The organism is Thiohalocapsa sp., from assembly GCF_022340605.1.
Lineage (GTDB): Bacteria > Pseudomonadota > Gammaproteobacteria > Chromatiales > Chromatiaceae > Thiohalocapsa.
Genome location: NZ_JAJDNQ010000119.1, coordinates 17,021 through 35,830, shown reverse-complemented (window position 1 = coordinate 35,830; position 18,810 = coordinate 17,021). Strand labels below are relative to the sequence as shown.

At 67.2% G+C, this 18,810-nt stretch carries 22 protein-coding genes; 4 read left to right on the top strand and 18 right to left on the bottom strand.

The features are described from left to right. From LJE69_RS15430 to LJE69_RS15355, 16 genes are all read right to left on the bottom strand, one after another. The coding region (locus LJE69_RS15430) for an efflux RND transporter periplasmic adaptor subunit (RefSeq protein WP_296926695.1) at positions 1–489 on the bottom strand (489 nt) is incomplete at its 3' end. Positions 490–641: 152 nt separating this feature from the next. Further along, complete coding sequence (locus LJE69_RS15425) at positions 642–2,459, bottom strand: proton-conducting transporter membrane subunit (RefSeq protein WP_296926693.1); 1,818 nt, start codon at positions 2,457–2,459, stop codon at positions 642–644. Continuing rightward, entirely contained in the window at positions 2,456–2,857 is a 402-nt protein-coding gene (locus tag LJE69_RS15420) for an NADH-quinone oxidoreductase subunit K (RefSeq protein WP_296926691.1), read from the bottom strand. Before LJE69_RS15420 ends, LJE69_RS15425 begins: the two co-directional genes overlap by 4 nt. After that, complete coding sequence (locus LJE69_RS15415) at positions 2,854–3,849, bottom strand: hydrogenase subunit MbhD domain-containing protein (RefSeq protein ID WP_296926688.1); 996 nt, start codon at positions 3,847–3,849, stop codon at positions 2,854–2,856. Before LJE69_RS15415 ends, LJE69_RS15420 begins: the two co-directional genes overlap by 4 nt. After that, the gene (locus LJE69_RS15410; RefSeq protein WP_296926686.1) at positions 3,849–4,211 is read right to left on the bottom strand and encodes a monovalent cation/H(+) antiporter subunit G; all 363 of its coding nucleotides are present in this window, start codon (positions 4,209–4,211) and stop codon (positions 3,849–3,851) included. The genes LJE69_RS15415 and LJE69_RS15410 overlap by 1 nt, the downstream gene beginning before the upstream one ends. Beyond that, a complete protein-coding gene (locus LJE69_RS15405) occupies positions 4,211–4,540 on the bottom strand; it encodes a monovalent cation/H+ antiporter complex subunit F (protein ID WP_296926684.1) in 330 nt (109 codons plus the stop codon). Before LJE69_RS15405 ends, LJE69_RS15410 begins: the two co-directional genes overlap by 1 nt. Further along, complete coding sequence (locus tag LJE69_RS15400) at positions 4,537–5,112, bottom strand: Na+/H+ antiporter subunit E (RefSeq protein ID WP_296926682.1); 576 nt, start codon at positions 5,110–5,112, stop codon at positions 4,537–4,539. Before LJE69_RS15400 ends, LJE69_RS15405 begins: the two co-directional genes overlap by 4 nt. Positions 5,113–5,229: 117 nt before the next feature. Further along, a complete protein-coding gene (locus tag LJE69_RS15395; protein WP_296926680.1) occupies positions 5,230–5,823 on the bottom strand; it encodes a DUF3611 family protein in 594 nt (197 codons plus the stop codon). Positions 5,824–5,988: 165 nt separating this feature from the next. Continuing rightward, a complete protein-coding gene (locus LJE69_RS15390; RefSeq protein WP_296926678.1) occupies positions 5,989–6,987 on the bottom strand; it encodes an urea transporter in 999 nt (332 codons plus the stop codon). A 69-nt stretch (positions 6,988–7,056) separates the two neighbouring features. Then, positions 7,057–8,034 carry an urease accessory protein UreD gene (locus LJE69_RS15385; protein ID WP_296926675.1) on the bottom strand — a complete coding sequence of 326 codons (978 nt, stop codon included), beginning with the start codon at positions 8,032–8,034 and terminating at the stop codon, positions 7,057–7,059. Further along, positions 8,034–8,678, bottom strand: a complete 645-nt coding sequence (gene ureG, locus LJE69_RS15380; protein ID WP_296926673.1) for an urease accessory protein UreG — start codon at positions 8,676–8,678, stop codon at positions 8,034–8,036. Before ureG ends, LJE69_RS15385 begins: the two co-directional genes overlap by 1 nt. A 178-nt stretch (positions 8,679–8,856) precedes the next feature. Further along, positions 8,857–9,603 carry an urease accessory protein UreF gene (locus LJE69_RS15375; RefSeq protein WP_296926671.1) on the bottom strand — a complete coding sequence of 249 codons (747 nt, stop codon included), beginning with the start codon at positions 9,601–9,603 and terminating at the stop codon, positions 8,857–8,859. Further along, positions 9,600–10,193: a hypothetical protein gene (locus tag LJE69_RS15370; protein ID WP_296926669.1), complete on the bottom strand. Its 594-nt coding sequence runs from the start codon at positions 10,191–10,193 to the stop codon at positions 9,600–9,602. The genes LJE69_RS15375 and LJE69_RS15370 overlap by 4 nt, the downstream gene beginning before the upstream one ends. Next, positions 10,193–11,914, bottom strand: a complete 1,722-nt coding sequence (locus LJE69_RS15365) for an urease subunit alpha (RefSeq protein ID WP_296926667.1) — start codon at positions 11,912–11,914, stop codon at positions 10,193–10,195. Before LJE69_RS15365 ends, LJE69_RS15370 begins: the two co-directional genes overlap by 1 nt. 117 nt (positions 11,915–12,031) lie before the next feature. Continuing rightward, on the bottom strand, positions 12,032–12,493 hold the full coding sequence (gene ureB / locus LJE69_RS15360; protein ID WP_296926664.1) for an urease subunit beta: 462 nt from the start codon (positions 12,491–12,493) through the stop codon (positions 12,032–12,034). 20 nt (positions 12,494–12,513) lie between these two features. Further along, positions 12,514–12,816, bottom strand: a complete 303-nt coding sequence (locus LJE69_RS15355; protein WP_296926662.1) for an urease subunit gamma — start codon at positions 12,814–12,816, stop codon at positions 12,514–12,516. A 203-nt stretch (positions 12,817–13,019) separates the two neighbouring features. On the opposite strand from LJE69_RS15355, the gene LJE69_RS15350 reads away from it, so the two are divergent. Further along, complete coding sequence (locus LJE69_RS15350; RefSeq protein ID WP_296926660.1) at positions 13,020–14,342, top strand: DUF1576 domain-containing protein; 1,323 nt, start codon at positions 13,020–13,022, stop codon at positions 14,340–14,342. Between the two features lie 61 nt (positions 14,343–14,403). Here the strand turns inward: LJE69_RS15350 and LJE69_RS15345 are convergent, their stop codons facing one another. After that, a complete protein-coding gene (locus LJE69_RS15345) occupies positions 14,404–15,387 on the bottom strand; it encodes a DUF481 domain-containing protein (RefSeq protein ID WP_296926659.1) in 984 nt (327 codons plus the stop codon). Positions 15,388–15,799: 412 nt separating this feature from the next. Here LJE69_RS15345 and LJE69_RS15340 point away from each other — a divergent pair, with 412 nt between their 5' ends. Genes LJE69_RS15340 through LJE69_RS15330 form a run of 3 tightly spaced genes read left to right on the top strand, consistent with a single transcriptional unit; the run spans position 15,800 to position 17,061 of the window. Next, the gene (locus LJE69_RS15340) at positions 15,800–16,057 is read left to right on the top strand and encodes a hypothetical protein (RefSeq protein ID WP_296926657.1); all 258 of its coding nucleotides are present in this window, start codon (positions 15,800–15,802) and stop codon (positions 16,055–16,057) included. Then, on the top strand, positions 16,057–16,470 hold the full coding sequence (locus tag LJE69_RS15335; RefSeq protein ID WP_296926655.1) for a hypothetical protein: 414 nt from the start codon (positions 16,057–16,059) through the stop codon (positions 16,468–16,470). The genes LJE69_RS15340 and LJE69_RS15335 overlap by 1 nt, the downstream gene beginning before the upstream one ends. A gap of 12 nt (positions 16,471–16,482) precedes the next feature. Continuing rightward, positions 16,483–17,061, top strand: coding sequence for a hypothetical protein (locus LJE69_RS15330; RefSeq protein ID WP_296926653.1), 579 nt, complete (start codon positions 16,483–16,485; stop codon positions 17,059–17,061). A gap of 223 nt (positions 17,062–17,284) precedes the next feature. On the opposite strand, the gene LJE69_RS15325 is transcribed toward LJE69_RS15330, so the two are convergent. Then, positions 17,285–18,733, bottom strand: coding sequence for an alpha/beta fold hydrolase (locus LJE69_RS15325; RefSeq protein ID WP_296926651.1), 1,449 nt, complete (start codon positions 18,731–18,733; stop codon positions 17,285–17,287). Positions 18,734–18,810 lie beyond the last annotated feature (77 nt).

Sequence of the window (18,810 nt, the reverse complement as noted above, 5' to 3'; positions counted from 1 at the left end):
CTGCGCCTGCGCGGCGCTCAGCGCCTCCTGCGCGCGGTCGAACTGCTGCCGGGCAACGAAGCCACGCGCCAGCATCGGCTCATAGCGCGCAATGGTGTTGCGCGCCTCCACCAGCCGCGCCATGGCCGCCGCGACCTTGGCACGGGCGGCGTCCACCGCGTGCTGCGCCGTCGCCGGGTCCAGGCGCGCCACGATCTGCCCCGCGTGCACCCGGTCGCCGACGTTGACGCTGCGCGCGATGAGCTGGCCGCCCACGCGAAAGGCCAGGTTGACGGAGTCCTCCGCCTCGACGGTTCCGGTCAGCGTGACTTCCTCACCGCCGCCGGCCTCGACAACCTCGGCGACGCGCACCGGGCGCACGGGCTTGGGCGCGGGCTCGGCGGATTGGTCGATGTCGCAGGCGCTGAGCAGCAGTGCCGCACACGCCGGCAAGAGTGCAAGGAGCGCGCGTCCGCGCGACACGGATTCCGGTCCAAACCACTGAAGCATGCGGCCTCCTCGATCAATTGACAGCGCCCGGTGTGGCCGGCGCCGAGGGTGAATGACTACTGAGGCCGGGGCAGCGAGGCGGGCAGGGATGAGATCGCTGCGAGCGTCGCCGCCGAAATGGGCACTGCGGGCCTCGCGCGGGTGACGCGACATCATCCTATCGACGTCCAGACCTGAATGAGCAGGAACAACAACAAGAGTGCGCCGGCAGTCCGCCATTGTCGCAACCAGCCCTCGAACCCGGCGACGCCGCGCCCGATGGACGCGATACGCCGCCCCCACGCCGACTCGCCGGCGCTGTGGAACAGGACAACCACCAACGCGACCGTCAGCACGGGGCCGGCGCTGCGCCAGAAGCCGCTCGGCGTCAGTGCGCTCAGCATCACACCGGCCACCGCCGTGGCCGAGCCCATGCCCGGCCGCGCGACGTCCATCACCGAGAACAGCGCCGGCGGCAAGAGCCCCAGCAGCAGCGCGCAGACCGCCAGCAGTGCCGGCGCGGCCAATCCGGTGATCGGCGCCCGCAGAATGTGGCCGCCGCCTGCTGCGGCGCCGGTCCCGGTCCCGGATGCCGGCGCGGGGCTCAGGGCAATCGACAGGATTCGCGCCAGGTATGCGGCGCTGAGCAGCCCACCCAGCTCCAGCGCCGGCGGCCACCACCATGCCCCCAGATCGGCGGCGGCGGAAGCATACAGAGACTTCACCAAGTACCCGCCGCTTGGCGGCAGCCCCACCAGCGCCAAACCAGCCATCAAGATGACCAGCAGGGTCGCGGGCATCGCCCGGCCAAAGCCGTCGAGCGCCGGCAGGCGATCATGGCCGAAGGCGACAAGGATGCGGCCGGCGAGCAGGAACAGCGACGCCTTGGCCAAAGCGTGGGAGACCACTTGGATCAACGCCGCCGTGGCCGCGGGACCGCCGGACGCACCGCTCGCCAGCGGGAAGAGCAGAAACAGATAGCCGATCTGGGCCAGCGTCGAATAGGCCACCAGCAGCTTGAGCCGGGCCTGCATCAGTGCCATCAGGTTGCCAAGCAGAATGGCGAAGACCCCCAAGCCACCCAGCAGCAGACCGACGTGCAATTGCGGCAGGTCCGGCACCAAGTCCAGCCAGAGCCGAAACAGCAGGAAAAACGACCCCTTCACCACCAGTGCCGAAAGCACGGCACTGGCCGGCGCGGGTGCGCCGCCATGCGCCGGCGGCAGCCACAAGTGCAGCGGCATCAGCGCGGTCTTGGCCAGAAGTCCGGTGCTCATCAGCGCCACGGCCGCGAGCGTGGCCGCGCGAGCATCGCCGCCAATATCGGGCGGATGCGTCGCGACCGCATCGAGCGCAACGCGGATCTGGGCGATGTCCAAGGTCCCGTGCACCCCCAGCATCAACCCGGCGCCCAGCAGGTAGAGCGCCGAGCCCAAGAGCGCGAACAGCAGGTACTGGAAGGCGGCCTGGAACTGCGCGGCGTGCCCCTTCAGGCACACCATCGGCACCGCCGAGAACGTGAGCACCTCGATGGCCACGTAGAGGTTGAAGAGGTCTCGCCCGAGGAACAAGCCGTCGAGCCCGGCCCAAACGCCGAGCAGCAGCGTCCAGAAGGCCAGCGTCGCACGGCGACCGGCGGCCCGCACGCTGAATTCCCCGGCGGCATGCAGGCCGATCAGCAACAGCAGCACGGCCGTGAGCAGCAGCATCAGCGCCGCGGGTCCATCGAGGCGCAGCTCGACACCGAGGGGCGCGGCCCAGCCCCCGAGCGCGTAGACGAGCGGGGCGTCCGCGGCCACCAAGGCCGCCGTGCAGGCGAGCGCAAGCACAAGCCCCACCACGAGGCTCGCCAGCGCCAGCAGCCGTGCCCAACGCGCCCCGAGCAATGGTGCCAGCAGCAGCCCCAGCACCGGCAGCGCCAGGGTCGGGAACAACAGCTCCGCTGACCGCGGGCCCGCAAGCCACGGGTCGATGGCATTGAGCAGGGTCATGAGTGCCCTGCCCCGACATGTCCTGGCCCGCGCTCGCCCCTGCCCTGCGACGCCGTGGCTGGCGTCGACGGGTCGTCAGTCGATCCGGGCGTCGCAGCCGCGGACGCGGCCTCGTGCGCCACTGTCGCGAGCCGAATCAGGAGCGCAACCGCCAAGGCAGTCGCCGCAAAGGCGACCACCAGCCCGGTGATCACGAGTGCCTGCGGCACCGGATCGCTCTGCGCGCCGCCGGCGAGGCCACCGCGCCGCGCGATGGCGCCGAATATGAGGAACACGCCACTCCCGACCAGGTTGAACGCGAGCAGCCGCCGCAGTGTGCTGCGTCCCAGAATCGCACCGTAGAGCCCGATGCCGACGAGGCCGGCGCCACACACACCATAGAGCTGCGCCTCGTTCATGGCGTGACCCCCTTTGCTGCCCGACCGCTTTGGCGGGGTGGCATCGGCCCCGGCAGCTCCGGCGGTCCGGCCACGAGCAAGGCCAGTGCCACCGCGACGGACAGGGTCTTGGCCGCCTCGATCAGCAGGATGAGCGGTTTGGTCAACGCCTCCGGATAGTCGAGAAAGGCATCGGCGATGACCGCCCCCGCGAGCCCAATGAGCAGGAACAGCAGCGGCCCGACGACGATGCCCAGGCGGGTGAGACCGTCGCTGACCCGGGGCGGCTCGCCGAGCCGGGCGAGCCACAGCAGCGCCGCCATGGCCGCTAGCACCGCGCCGCCCTGAAACGGGCCGCCCGGGTGATCGGCGCCGGTCCAGAACAGGTGCACGCCCACGATCAGCCCCGCCGGCGGCAGCAGCCGACCCAGGAACACCAGCGCCGGACTCGGTGGGCCGAGGTGGAGGGCCCGCGGGCGCGCGCCCCAGGCGCGATCCGCGCCGAAAGACCAAAGCACGATCACCGCCAGCGCCAGCACCACCGACTCCAGCATCGTGTCCACGGCGCGAAAGGCAATCAGCACGGCGGCGACGGGATTACCCAGTTCCGTGACGGCCTGATGGCTCGCCACGGGTGCGACCAGGTTGGGGGCGGGCGACGGCAGACCCAGCACCACGGCAGCCAGCACCAACGTAACCCCCAGACACAGCAGGGCGATCGAGAGCCGGGCGGGTAGGCCCGGCGCGGGCTGATCGGTTTCTTCGCCCAGCCTGGCCGCGGCGGTCAGCAACAAGAGCCCCATCAAGCCGCCTCCGAGCGCCGCCTCCGTGAGCGCAACGTCCATGGACCCCAGCCGCACCCAGGCGATGGCCACCAGCAAGCCGTACCCGGTGAAACCGATCACCGCAGCTCGATCACGCTGGGTCCACGTCAGCCACAGCGCCAGCACCAGCAGCGCGAAACCCAGGGGCAGGTCGGCCCAATGCGGATCTGGCAGCGACACATCGGGCATCAGCTTGTCGCCTTGTCATTGCCGTTGGCGCCGGGCGCGGCCTCGGTACCCCTCCCCGGCTCGCCACCGGTGCTCGTCTCGGCAGCCTGCGCATGAATGGCGCCCGCCAGCAGCTGCGCGGAGGCGCCGCCGACCAGGACCGCCACCAGCCAGAGCGCGATGAGCTTGAGGGTGCCGAAGGGCCAGCTCGCTTGCGGCAGGAGACCGATCACGACCAGCCCCAGCCCGAGGTTATCCGCCTTGCTCAGGGCATGCAGCCGGCTCAGCGCGTCGGGAAACCGCACCAGCCCCACCCAGCCCGCAAAGAAGAAGAAGGCGCCGAGCGAGACGAAGACCGCGGTGAAAGCGTCTGCCAAAGACATCAGTCACCCGCCGGCGAATCGCCGTTGGAATGCGAGCTGGGCGCCGACACCGGACGAGCGGCTGTGAAGGCGCCTGGATTGGCGCCCAACCCGGCGACGAAGGCGATCGCGGCAAAGGCCGCGAGCAGTGCCAGCAACAGGGCCAAGTCCGTCGTGGCCGTCAGATCGATGGCGCTGCCCAGGAGCAGTAGCGCCGCAACGCCGCCGGTGCCGAGCAGTTGTACCGCCATCAGGCGCTCCGCATCGCCCGGGCCCCGCAGAACCCGCACCAACCCGAGCAAAACCGTGAGCAGAATGAAGACACCCGCGATCAAGAGGAAGCCTGTCATGAACGGTCCTCCACGCGCCCGGCGGCGCCGGCCGCCCCCAGTTGTGGGAACAGGGCCTGCACAAACAGCGCCTCGTCCGCGGCCAAACTACCCGCGACGTCCTGACGCACGTCGAGGCAGTGGTACAGCACTTCGCCCGGTCGCCCCGCGTCGACTGCCAGGGTACCGGGCGTCTGGCTGGTCAATGCGCCAAACAGCGCCCTGCCCGTGCCGGGGGGCAACACCGTGTGCTGATGAACGAAGCCGAGCGCCAATGGCAGACGCGGATCCAGCGCCCGGCGCGCCACGTCGAGCCCGCCGAGCAGGGACTGCTTCAGAAAGCGCAGCACGAACCGCAGCAACGGCCAGGGTCGTGGCGCGCCCGAGCCCGGCGGCAGCAGCCGCAGGCTGAGCAGCGCCGCACCCCCGGCGGTGACTGCGCCGACCGCCCAGTCGAGGCCGATTGCCGCAAGCGAAAAAGCGTCCGGCTCCAGCAACAGCAGCCAGAAGCCGAACAGGAGCAGAGACCGAATTATGAACGCGACGGATCGACTTATCGTCATGGTGCTCAGGCTGCTACTTGCCGCGGGCAATGGCGACCACGCCCGCGGCAGTTTGGAGTTGCTCCGCAACCGCCGCGCCAGGCGCTGCGCAGGTTCCGCGGGCGGATCTCTAACGCGCCGACGAGCGCCTAGGTCGGCCGTACCGATTCATCCCCTGGCCGCCTTGGTCTCCGGCGTCGCCGTGCGGTACAACAACCACATCGAAAGCCCAAGGACCACAAGCTCGGCCGTCAACAGGATGAGCAGCGTCAGCAGGCTGATGCCGTCCAGCGCGGAGATGGACTGGTTAGGGTTGCCGCCGATTTGCGGGGAGACCATGAGCCCGGTCTGCGGGTTGGCCAGCATCACGAACAGCAGGCGGCTGGCCGTGCCGATCAGTATCAGCATCGAGAATACGATGCCAATCCCACTGGCCCAGATGCCGATCCAGACGGTCTTGATGACTCCGCCACCGCTGAGACCCGGATCACCGGCAGCGATACGGTGACCAAGCCGCGGATAACGGAAGAACCAGAACGCCGTGAAGATGGTGACGATCAGGCTGCCGTAGGAGAGATAGTTGCTGAGGTCGATGCCCTTACGTGCGGCGGACACCGGCGAGAAGCCGAAGATCATGTACACCGCCAGCACCAGCGGTACGGCCAGCAACAGCAGTTGGATGAAGAAGCCGATCCAGCCGAGCTTGGCAAACGTCGCCCCGAGTTGCTCGGGATTTTTCGGGGGCCAGGGTGCGACAGGCATATACAACGCTCCGATTTCGAAGGTGAGAGGGTACACAAAGGCCCGCGAATACCACCACGTCCATTGTGGTAGCAAATGCCAGTGGTGATACAGGCGGGATATCGAGAGCAAATGTGCTTCGCGTGTGCGATTGCCGAGCCCGATCGACCAACCGGGATCGCTTGCTCATGACGCAGGTCCCGAGCGTGTCGATGAATCGAGCCTCGCAAGCAGGAAGAGCCAGGTGACCAGCACGAAGGACGCAGTCAGCGTCGGCACGCCAAAGGGCGTAATAAGGGCCACCATCGCCCCCTGTGCCAGCACCGTAAGCACGGTGGCCAGCAGCGCATAAATGGCGGTGCGCACGCCGGGGCGCTGGAACACGGCGCCCAGGGCGACCGCCGTCAACAGCGGATTGAAGCCCACCAGCCCGGCCGTCACCAACTGGCTCTCGGCCCCCATCAGGTGCGCCACCAAGAGCGCGATCAGCGCGCCCGCGAGCGCAAGGCCCGCCGCTCGCCGCGAGCCCACTGCCAGTCCGGCCAGGATCAACAAGCCAGACGGCACATAGCCCTTCACGAACACCTGGGAGAGGCTGTGTGCGACGCCCTCGAGGAACGCGAGGGGTCGCAACGGGTCCGCGGCCTCCGGTGGGATCGGCGCCATGAACCCGACGTCGGGCAGTGCCGCTGCATCGACGCCGCTAAAGGCGTTGGACGCGAGCAACAGCATCAGCGTGACCAGCACGAAGGGTGCCGTCAGCACGGGAATGCCAAGCGGCTTCAGCGCCTCGGCGAGCGCGCGCGTCGCAATCACGCTCACCAACGCACCGAGCACGACGAACACCCACAGCAGCGGCGACGCGGCGAGAAAGGTCGGCAGCGCGATGCCGAGCAGGAAGGCGTTGTAGCCATAGAGCCCGGCGGCGAGCCCGGCCGCGTCCACCCGCAGCCAGCGGGCCGTCAGGGTCGCTACCAGCACCGCGAGCAGCCCGCCCACAGCGACTTCCGGTACCCCCAGCGCAACCGCACCCCAGCCAATCGCGACCAGGAACAAAAGCCCCGACAACGCGTTGTCCTGGAACAGCACCTGCCCGATGCCGCGCAGGTTCCAGTCCAGGAAGCGCAACAGCGCGGAGCCCTCGCAGGCCCGCCGCCAAGGCATCGATGCGCCCGTCGTCGTCATGCCGTGTCCTCCGCTTGTGCAGCCATGACATCGTTACTGACCAACCCGTCATGCCCGAATCGCTGACTTTCACCGCCAGAAGAAGGGCGCAGACAGCGGCGCACCGGTCGCCTCCGCCCGCACAATGGCCCAGAAGCGGCGCATGGCGGCTCTCACCTGCGCCGCCTCTCGGCCCAGCACCTTGAAGATCAGCCCGGCGTCGTTGGGCAGCCGGCAGGCGCCGCAGGCGACACCATCGGCGAGATCGACCGCGGCCTCGGTGCGGGCCTCGATGCGCTCGGCGACATCGGGCGGCGTCAGCACCACGGCGTTGCCGAGCACGTCGAAGTCCCCCATGACGCCCGTCTGGCGCAGCGACCGCCGTGCCGGCTCCAGCAGGAGCCGCTCGGTGAAGAGCAACCGGCCGTCGGGGCGCGTCGCCGTCATAGCAAGTTGCAGCAGAGCCGCGCCGAAGCACTCGTCCGGGCGATGGTGCTTGCGCCCCGGCAGCAGGATCTCACCGTAGAGTAGCGTTGCGGTCTCGGACAGCTCAATCGTGGTTTCACTTAAGAAGCGCGCGCCGCGATGGGGGATCAGCGGCTCGGGCAGGAATTCCAGGTAGGCGCCATCCTCCAGCCTGATGGCTTGGGTCTGCGCGGCGTAATTTGCGTCCATGCTGTGGATCTTGGTCGCCGCCTGGGTGGTGACGTGCGCGCGCGCTCCCGGGCCAAGCTGCAATTTCAGCGTGAGCCGGTCGCCTTGCAGTACGCAGCCGGTAGTGGTGATCATGAACACCCAGGCGAAATCCGGCAGCGCGGCCTCGGGGTACAAGGCCCGTTGCACGAGGCAGGGTATGCGGCGATCCAGCTCGGCGAGGACGGTGCACGCTCCGCGACGCTCGAAGCCGAGCCGCAGGAAGCCGTTCTTGCCGACCGCACCGCTGCGCATCTGCGCCGGCTCGTCGCGGAATGCCGCCGGTTCCGCGAAGACGGACCCGGTGCGGGCGCCAACCACGGCGGCGCCCCCCAACGGCCGCGACGGGGTGCCTTGGCCGTTGGCAGCGGCCATCACACCGAGCGCCGCTCAGGCAGCGCGAGATCGAACAGGAAGTCGCGCCGGATCTGTTCCACCAGCTCAGGGATGCCCGCGCCTGTCCTGCAATTGGTGAAGAGGAACGGCTTCTCGCCGCGCATGAGTCCGGAGTCCCGTGCCATCACGTCCAAATCCGCGCCGACGTAGGGGGCGAGGTCCGTCTTGTTGATCACCAGAATGTCGGACTGGGTGATGCCGGGGCCATTCTTGCGCGGGATCTTGTCGCCGGCGCCAACGTCAATGACATAGACGAAGAAGTCCACCAGCGCGGGCGAGAAGGTAAGCGTCAGGTTGTCGCCGCCGCTTTCGATGAGCACCAGGTCGGCCTCCGGGAAGCGCGCCTCCATATCCTCCACGGCGGCGAGGTTCATGCTCGGGTCCTCGCGTACAGCCGTATGCGGGCAGGCACCCGTCTCCACGCCCAGGATGCGCTCCTCGGCCATCACGCCCTTCAGCGTGCGCTGCACGTGCTTGGCGTCCTCGGTGGTGACGACATCGTTGGTCACGATGAGCACCCGGATATCGAGCGCCAGCAGCGGCGGCGTGATGGCCTCGATGATCGCGGTCTTGCCGGAGCCCACCGGGCCGCCGATGCCGACGCGGGTGATCTTCTTGCTCATGACCTGCCTTCCGCTTCGATCAGTTCCAAAGAGACGCTGATAATGGACTTGCTGCCCATTTTCAGCACGCAAAGCGAAAAGCGTGGTTTTCGCTTTACTTCATGTTCAGAGGCTCAACGCCTTTGAACATGCCGGGGCATCCATGGCCCGGAGGGAAAACGCAAAAATCGGCGTTTCCCTAGCTCATGAAGAGCCGCACGGAAGCCTTCACATGGACCGCCGCCAGCACCTCGGTGAGGGGTGCGAAGCCGGCCATGTCCTCTAGCCGCGCGTCCGCGGCATGGGTGTAGGCCGCGTCCACGTCGCTATTGAGTCGGTACAGCAGTCGCTGGGTCGCGATGTGGTCGATGCGCATCAGCCGCAGCGCGGCACCGAGAAGCATCGCCGCGACGCCGTACTGGTGCACCGCGAAGGCGTCTCGCGCGGGCAGGCCTTGCGCCGCGAAGACGCTGCCGAGCGCCACGGGGTAGCAGCTGAAGGCGGTGCCCGCCGCGACGCGCTCGCGCCACGCGATGAGCAGTGGCGCATCGATCACCGCGGCCCCCAGCTCCGTGAGCTTGCGGCCCATGCGCAAGGACATGGTCCGGGCTTCGCTTGCCAGCTTGCGGGCATGGACCGCCTCGTCCACCCGCGCGAGCCATGCCAAATCACCGGCGGAGGCGGCCCGATGCGCCCAGATCAGGCCAATGCCGTCGCCGAGCGCCGCCTCCTGCAACGCGGTGCGGGTGAATTCCTCCAACGTGTGAACGTCGCTCACCACGCCGGTCTGAATCGCCGACTCCAGTCCGGCCGAGAACGCGAAGCCGCCAACGGGCAGCAGCGAGTCGCCGAACTGCAACGCGCGGATCAGCGACAAGCCAGGCTGCGCCGGCACGCCCTCGCCGCCGGCGGCCCAGTGACTGGCAGACCCGAAGGCGGCGCTCACGACGCATCCCCATGGGCATGCGGATGCCGGTGCACCGGCCCCTCCGCGCCTCCGAACAAGCGCCGCGACTCGTGCGGGGCCAGATATGGCACAACATCGGCGCCGGGCAGGAACTCCCAGCGTATGCCCTCGAAGCCGTGAGTCTGCATCACCGACGCCATGACCTTGCGATCGACGGTGAGCGGCACAAAGACCCGATCGCCCTTGACCAACGCCGGCCAATGCTGATTGCCGAGCGCATGACCCAGCTCCACGCAGGTCCGCAGCGCGAGCTCGATCGAACCCTGTGCGACCTCGTCCAGATGCACCACCATCACGTCGCGCAGGCGAACGCGCACGATCACCGCAGCGGGCGCCGCCGACACCTGCGCATCCCACAGCAGGATATCGCCGTTGTGCAGGAACGTGCCCCGCGGCAGGGAAATGGCCAGCTCGGTACCGCCCGCGGTGTGCTTGCGCAGGCGGCTCTTCTGTGCCTCCCAATGGTCCAGCTCCAGCACATCCAGCCGCGCGCCCGTGAGGCGCTCGGACCAGTCAGGCTCGGCCGCATTGCCGAGCACCTGTTCGATGAGCAACATGGCCGTGACCATCAGCTGAAGAAGTACTTTTGATTCAGCGAGACGGTGCGCAGTGGCTCCACCGTGGCATGCACACCGTCCACGGTCACGGCGAAGGTCTCTGGATCCACCTCGATGTTCGGCGTGGCGGCATTGCGCACCATATTCGCCTTGCCGATCTTGCGGGTGTTAACCACCGGCGCCACCCGCCGGCGCAAGCCCAGACGCCTTTGAATGCCAGCGTCGAAAGCCGCGCGCGACACGAAGGTGTAGCAGTTGTCGGTCAGCGCCTGACCAATTGCACCGAACATGGGCTGGTAAAGCACCGGCTGCGGCGTCGGTAGCGAGGCGTTCGCATCGCCCATCAGCGACCAGCTGATCATGCCATTCTTCAGCACGAGCTTCGGCTTGGCGCCAAAGAAGCCCGGCTCCCAGAGCACGAGGTCCGCGACCTTGCCCACCTCCACCGAGCCCAGCAGGTGCGAGATGCCGTGCGCGATGGCCGGGTTGATGGTGATCTTCGAGACGTAGCGCAGCACGCGGAAGTTGTCGTTGCCCGGTGCGTCTTCGGGCAGTTTCCCACGCTGGGTCTTCATCGCATCGGCCGTCTGGATGCAGCGCAGCCAGCATTCACCAATACGGCCCATGGCTTGGGAATCGCTGGAGAAGATCGAGATGATGCCGAGATCGTGCAGCACATTCTCCGCGGCGATGGTCTCCGCGCGGATGCGGCTTTCGGTGAAGGCGACATCGGACGGGATGTCCGGGCTCAGGTGGTGACAGACCATGATCATGTCGTACAGCTCGGCCTGCGAGTTGATGCCGTACGGCAGGGTCGGGTTGGTGGAACCCGGCAGCACATTGGGCAGGCTCGACACCTTGATGATGTCCGGCGCATGGCCGCCACCGGAGCCCTCGGTGTGGAACGAGTGGATGGTGCGGCCCTCGAAGGCGGCGATGCTGTCCTCGACGAAGCCGGACTCGTTCAGCGTGTCCGTGTGCATGCAGACCTGCACGTCCATGTCGTCGGCAACGCTCAGCGCCGCGCGGAGCACTGACGGCGTCGTGCCCCAGTCCTCGTGGCACTTGAAGCCCACCGCACCCGCGGTGACCTGCTCCACCAGCGCGGCCTTGCCGAAGCCGTGGCCCTTGGCGAGGATGCCGATGTTCATCGGCCAGCCTTCGAAGGCGCGGAGCATGTTCTCGATGTTGCCGGGCCCCGGTGTCACCGTGGTGGCATTGGAGCCATCCGACGGGCCAGTGCCGCCGCCGATGAGTGTCGTCGTGCCGTTGGACAGCGCCGCATGGGCCTGCTGGGGCGAGATGAAATGGATGTGGGTATCGATGCCGGCGGCGGTCAGGATCAGGTGCGAGCCGGAGATGGCGTCAGTGGCGAGTCCGCATTCCAGGCCCGGCGTGATGCCGTCCATGACCTTCGGATTGCCAGCCTTACCGATGCCGCAGATGCGCCCGTCCTTAATGCCCACATCGGCCTTTACGACACCGAGCACGCCATCGATGATCGTGACATTGGTGATGACCAGGTCCGGCGCACCGCCCGCACGGGTGAGCTGATTGTCCATCCCCTGCCCTTCGCGCAGGCTTTTGCCACCACCGAAGACCACCTCATCGCCGGCCGGGCCGCGCAGGTCTCGCTCCACTTCCACGAAGAGCCCGGTATCACCGAGCCGGATGCGGTCACCGGTCGTGGGGCCGTAGAGGCCGACGTACTCGCTGCGTGAAATGGACGCCATGACGCTCTCCTGACCTCGATAAGGGCGCGCTGATTCGGTAAGGGCGCGCTTGAAAGGCATTTCGGTACTACGCCGAAGCTCGCCAACGGGTCCGCGCCGAACCTGCCGACGCGGCCCTCAAGGCTTGCCGGATGCTTGACCACCGCTGGAGCAGAAACCACGCAATTGGAGCAGCTCCAGCGCACGCGCCTGCTGCTGCGCGCCGAACTCGCCTGCGGTGGCGCCGTCCACCAGATTGTTGAAGCCGTAGGTCTCGCGCCTGCCGCGATAGGGCACCAGCTCCACTTCGCGCTCATCACCGGGCTCGAAGCGCAGCGCCGTGGACGCAGGGATCAGCAGGTGCCGGCCGAATGCCGCCGCACGATCGAATTCCAGGGCGCGATTGACCTCGAAGAAGTGGAAATGGGAGCCCACCTGCACCGGCCGGTCGCCGGTGTTGCGGACCTTGAGCCTGGTCACCGGGAGATCATCGTGGAAGGCGACTGGATCCGCGGCACAGACGTAGCCACCAATCTCCACCGCAACCGTCGCCGGATCGACGTCCGGCGCTACCGCTGGACCTGCTTTCACTTGAGCCATACAGCCCTCCTGCAAGCCATCTATTGAATTGGGGAGTGAACGGTGACGAGGCGGCTCCCATCGGTGAAGACCGCCTCGATCTGTACCGACGGAATCAGATCTGCGACGCCCTCCATGACGTCGTCCTTGCTCAGAAGCGAGCGAGCCTCGGTGACCACTTCATCGATGGTCTTACTGGCACGCGCCCCATCGAGACAGGCCGCGGAAATGATCGCCACCGCCTCGGGGTGATTGAGCTTAATCCCCTTGTCACGGCGTTGCTGGGCGACGTTCGCCATCATGTAGACCAATAGCTTGTCGAACTCTCGGGGGGTCAGATGCATGGTCCGCTCATTCGCCGATCTTGCGTGCCAGTAACCGTAATTGCACGCGTGCTGTGCGTCAAGGCACCAGGCGCTTAGCTCACGCTAAAGCTCATTTTTCTCGCGTCCAAGCTCATTCGGGGTTAGGTGTCGTCAGGCCGGTTTCGGCCCTGCTATGCTTCTGGCGCCTCCCCGCCCGCGACACCCAACCAGCCGGAGTCAACATGGCCGCAAACACCGATCAGCCCCCGACCAACCGGAAGGAGATCACCCCGCGCAACGCGCAGGACAACCTGATCCTGCTCATCGTCGCCGCCTATGCGTCCGTATTCGTGATCTTCGGCTTGGTGGTGGACGGGCCGACCGACGTCGCGCGCGGCCTCACCGCGATCCTGACGTCCCGTGACACCCTGCTCACCGACTACTTCGGCGTCGGCGGTGTCGGCGCCGGACTCGTGAGCGCCGGGCTGCTGACCCTCGTCGTCAGCGGCGTTTACTACCTGGCCCGCGCGCGCATGACGGGTGCGGCGGTGGCCTGCCTCTTCCTGGTGCTGGGCTTTGGGCTGTTCGGCAAGAACCTGCTCAATATCTGGTTCATCGCCGCCGGCGTCTGGCTGTACGCCCGCTTCCGCGGCGAGCCCTTCGCGCAACACATCAACACGGCGTTCTTCGGCGTGGCACTCGCACCCCTCGTATCCGAGATCCTGTTCAGCAGTGCGCTCGCGCCGGCCGTTAGCATCCCGCTGGCCATGGCCACCGGGGTGGTGGTCGGGTTCATCCTGCCCGCGGCCGCGGCGCAGCTGTTCAAGGCGCACATGGGCTTTGCGCTCTATAACATGGGCTTTACCGCCGGACTGGTGGGGACCCTGGTGGTCGCGCTGTACAAGTCCTACGGCTTCGTGCCGGACCCGGTGTTCGTCTGGACCACCGGCAACAACCTGCTCCTCGGCAGCTTCATGGGGGCGCTGTTCGCGTCCCTGGTGATCCTGGGGCTGGTGCTGGACCGCGGGGCGCTGCGCAAGCTCAGGCAACTGCTGCGCCTGTCCGGGCAGGCGCCGAGCGATTTCATCGCCACGGTGGGTCTCGGTGCGACACTCATCAACATGGGCCTGAGCGGCGGGCTGGCGCTGGGCTACATCCTGGCCATTGGCGGGGACATCAATGGCCCCGTGATCGGCGCCCTGCTCTCGGTCGCGGGCTTCGCGGCCTTCGGCAAGCACGTCTTCAACATCACACCCATCATGGCGGGGGTGTTCCTCGGCTCCTTGGCCAAGCCCTGGGGCGTCGCCGACCCGTCCATCCAACTCGCAGCGCTCTTCGCCACCAATCTTGCCCCCATCGCCGGCCACTTCGGGTGGCGCTGGGGCATCGTGGCGGGCTTCATCCACTCATCCGCTGCACTCTCCGTGGGATCGGTGCATGGCGGGCTGAATCTCTACAACAACGGCTTCGCCGCGGGCATCGTGGCGTCCATCCTCGCACCGGTGATCATCGCCATACGAGAACGGCGGCAGGGTCGCGCAGCCGACAAACAGAGTCCGGACTGAGACTCGGAAAACGCCCGTGGATTGGCGTCGCCGGCAATTGCCTGGCGCGCCGCCCCCGGGCTCACCATTCATAACCAAGCTTCAGCCTCAGGGTCTGGTCGGTGGGCTTGGCATTGACCGCGGGCGGGTCGTCGTGGTCGATCTCATACTCGATGCTGCCCACGAACCCCGCGCTCAAAGGAGCGCGCAAGCCGAACCAGGAGACCGATAGGTCTTTGGATTCTTCGCTGAGCGCAGTGAAAGCCATTCCGTGCAGGTAGAATTCCAGGCGGTCCCCAAGCAAGCCCTGCTGATAGTCCACGAAGAGACCCGGCCCCCAGTACGACTCGTTGGCGTGTGCGTAATAGTCCTCGTTCAGGTACGTGGGTCCCAACTCCACGCTGAACCGGGCACCGCCTGTCTCGAACCTATAACCCAGCGCTGGAGCGGCGATCGTACGCAAACGCACGTCGGCGAAGCGGTCCTTCTTGAGACGCAGCCACGCCGCGCCGTACCAACGGGTGTCCGGGAAAAAACGCGAGTACTTGTTGTTCAGCTTCCATTTGTTGGCCGTCTGCTCGCCGTCCGTGGTGTCGTATTCGAGCTCGCCATAGGTCTCGAGCTCGCTCCAGCGCCGGCGATAGCGCAGGGTCATATCCATATCCAGCTCGGTGGCGTCCGTGTTGCCCGTGTCGTCCTCCAGGGCTAGATTGACGGCGCCGCTGAATTTGCCGCCGTGCCCCGTCTCCCAAGCCTCAGGCTGGATGAGGCGTACCTGCTCCGGCGACACGGTGAGGGGCTCGCTCTCGGTGGGCGTTTGCAGGCGCAACGTGTCATCCTCCCGTCGGAGCGCGGCGACGGAGAGGACCGTCTCGTCCTCGAGCACGACCGGCACGGGGGCGTCCAGCTTCACCTCCCTGACCTGCGCCCAATCGAGCGCGATCGCCCCGGCGGCGTACTGTGTGCGAATTATGAGCTCACTGCCTTCCTCACGCACCACCTCGCCGGTGAAGCGATCACCATTGCGCATGATGACGGTATCCGCCGCCGCCGGCTGGACGAGCATGGCCAACCCCAGCGCGGCGGTCCGGATCGGCGAAGTAGTGCCCGCGGCACACCGCGAACGCCGTCGTAGCAGGCGCCGATGGACTGGCCATCCCGTCCGGGAACCGACACGGAAGCGGAAGAACGCAATGGGTGATAACGAGTGATTCAGCATGGTATCAGCGAACGTCATGTCCTGATGCGTGTACGCGGAAGGCGGCCGCCTGATCTGCGATCGAGAAGGAGCCCCAAGGTCCGGATGCTGTGCACGGGCCAGTCGGATGGCTGGATGAGACCGAGGCGATGGACAACCGCCGTCCATCATCGTACCCGATCGGTCCCTGAATGGCCGATCCCCGAACAGCGTCGCAGCACAGATTTCGTCCGCCATAGCTAAGATCTCGTTCAATGCGCCCCTGCTCAAGGAGCTGCGGATGATCGCGCTGCTGCGCCAAGTGGCCGACCCGGGCCACAGCGAGGGAGCGCTCTGGGCCGGGATGCGCATGCACCGCATCGCCTCCGAGCGCATGGTGGAGTTGGGCTATTCCTCGAAGCTCAATGCCGAATGGGCCTTTCTGGTCATGTTGCGCGACGAGGGTCGACGCGCGGCGGGCGAATTTCTGGAGCGCCACGGCGATGACCTCGGCCGGCGTCCGACGCTGGACTTCGACCACCTGCTGGAGGGCATCTGATGGGCTCGATGATGGGACTGATGGGCATCCTGGCCGGTTTGGGCCTGCTGATCTGGCTCGCCTATCGCGGCTGGAGCGTGCTGCTGCTGACGCCGCTCGCGGCCATGCTGGCCGCTGCCTTCGCCTTCGAGCCCTTGCTCGCGGACTGGACTCAGACCTTCATGGCCGGCGCCGCCGGCTCCATCGCGCAATTCTTTCCGAATGGTCTCCATCGTCGGCGCGCTGCTGGCGCTGGCGGCGGTGATCGTGCTCGGGACGCTGTTCGGCTCCTTTTGAGCATCGGCCGCGACACCAACGACTGTGCCCATGGCATGTGCGTTTGCAGGGTCCTCCGCCGCGCTCCGGCCTCCATGCTCCCACCGCCCATCGCCTGTGCGCTGGTCATCTCGTTCTTCCCGACGACCACCCCATGAGGAAATTGCCCCATGAAGCATCAAGCCATTCCCGCCGCCATCCTGACCCTCTGCCTCGGGCTCGCGCCCACCGTCGGCGTCCAGGCGCAGCCGGACCTGCAAACACACCCCATCAAGGCGATGGGAGCGCGTACCACCCTCGAAGGCAGGGTCGTGGTAGTAAACGCGGACACCCGGATGATGACCGTCCGCACGCCCGATGGCACCTTTGAAGTGCTACGCATCCCGCCGGAGGTCTCGCGACTAGACCGAGTGCGCATCGGCAATCAGGTGCAGCTCACCGAGACCACCGCCGCGCTCATTACCTTGCAAACGGGCCGGGATGCCGGTGCCATGGGTCGGCAAGCCACGACTCACGTCGAGCGCAAGCCCGGCAGCAACCGGCCGGCCGGAACGCTGCAAAACCAGGTGCGCCTATTGGGCCAAATCGTTGGCGTCGATCCGAGTGCCGGCACTGTCGAGATCCGGGGGCCCCATCAAACACGCACCCTCGAGCTGGAAGACAAGGCCGCGTTGAGCCGGCTCAAGGTCGGCGACGGCGTCGTCCTCACCCTCTGGCACACGATGACCGGCGAGATCACCGTGCGCTAACGCCCGCTCGCGAGCGGGCCTGCCGGCCGGCCCGCGGACCAGCGCGCATTCAACCTGGTGCATTCATGCGGAAGTATCGAGGCCACGCTCAAGGCCGCCCGCGGCGCTGATCCGTATCGACCTGGAGGTCGACACTCGCTCGCGCCGGACAGCGAACGGGATCGACGATCCACGGGCGCGGCGGCAGCGGATTGCGAGGCGTGCGCAGTCGACCGAGCGCAGCTCAGTCCCGCACGCCGCCGTGTGCGCCGTTGGCGCGCTCGATCCAGCCGAGCACACGCCGCTCTTGATACGCATAGAAGGGGTTGTGACGCAACCGCAGCAGCCATTGCGCCGGGACCTTCAGGACGCCGCGCTCACCGCGTATCGCGAGCTGCCCGAGGAACACCTGACCCGGGGTCTTCGGGGGATACTGACCATACAAGGGGTCGTCCGGCGGAAACGGCAAGTCGACATGCGACAACGAGATGGTGTCGTCCGGCCAGTCGGCCGCGAGGCGCTCGGTGCGCACGGCCGCGGCCGCGAAGGGCGGCTTGTGGCGGACGACCACCCGGCGACTGTCCGCCGACTCATTGCCGACGAGCGTGATGACAAAGGGCAAGGTGTCGTCCGCCATCAACTGTTCGGTGAGCGCCCCGGTATCGGCAACGAGTAACGGCGACTTCAGCGCATAACGATTGATATCGTAGAGCAGAAGCTCGTGCGTGTCCGGTGCCAGGTGCCGCAGCAGGTTCTCGACGGCGGACCGCGGCGAGACCGTCGCGTCCACGACGGTCAACAGCACCAGCGTCGACGGAAAGCCGGCGATTGGCGCCTCGGCCGCCATGCGCTGAATACGGCGCGTGGTCGCACGCGTCATGCGATGGACCTGAAAACTCGCGTTGGCCGTGAAGGCGTTGTAGTTGAATGGATCGAACTCCGGCACCAGGCTCGTCCAGGCCAGCTGCTCCAGCCCCGGCAGCTGGCCCATCAGGTCGAACAAACGCGTCAGCTTCGCGAGTGGTGTGACGCCGACGGCGGGCGAGACCAGCACGAGGCTGGCGGGGACGGCGAGGTCCGCGTCGTCCATGGCATCCAGCGTATAGTCGAGCGCGAGGGCGCCACCGGTCGAGTACCCGATGATATGAATGGGCTTGCCGTCGACGGCGGCGGCGAGATGCTGAGCGCCCAATCGTGTCGCCGCGGCCATGTCCTCCCAGGTCACGGTGAGCAGACCCGCCGGCGCGGTGCCGTGCCCCGGCATGCGCAGCCCCAGCACCCGATAGCCCTTGTCGTAAAGCGCCTCGCCGAGCGCGCGCAGGCTGTACGGCCCGTCGGACATGCCGTGCAGCAGCAACACGCCGCCCACCGGATGCTCGGGGATAAGCTCGAAGGTGCGGTTCCAGTTGGGGTGCCGCTGCCTGGGATCGGATGCGCTGCCCGGGCTGAAGCGGTTCAGCCGTTGCGCGGGGCCGGTCGGGGTCTTGGCATAGACCTTCGCATCCAGCTCGTCATACAGACGGTCTTCCAGGGCCAGGTAGTCATCGAGGCTTGCGACCTCCTGCGCTTTGGCAGCGGTGAATTCCTCGTCCAGATCGACCTGATGCCAAAGCTCTAGTGGCGGCTGCGCGCGCGCCCAAAGCACATAGGCGATCACGATCGCCGCGACCGCTCCGAGCAGGGCGATACCCACACCGCCCAAGAGGCGTCTCCCAAACCGCGTGAATCCAGCCATCATCAGCTCCCGATCCCGACGGCGAAGCCGGGCTT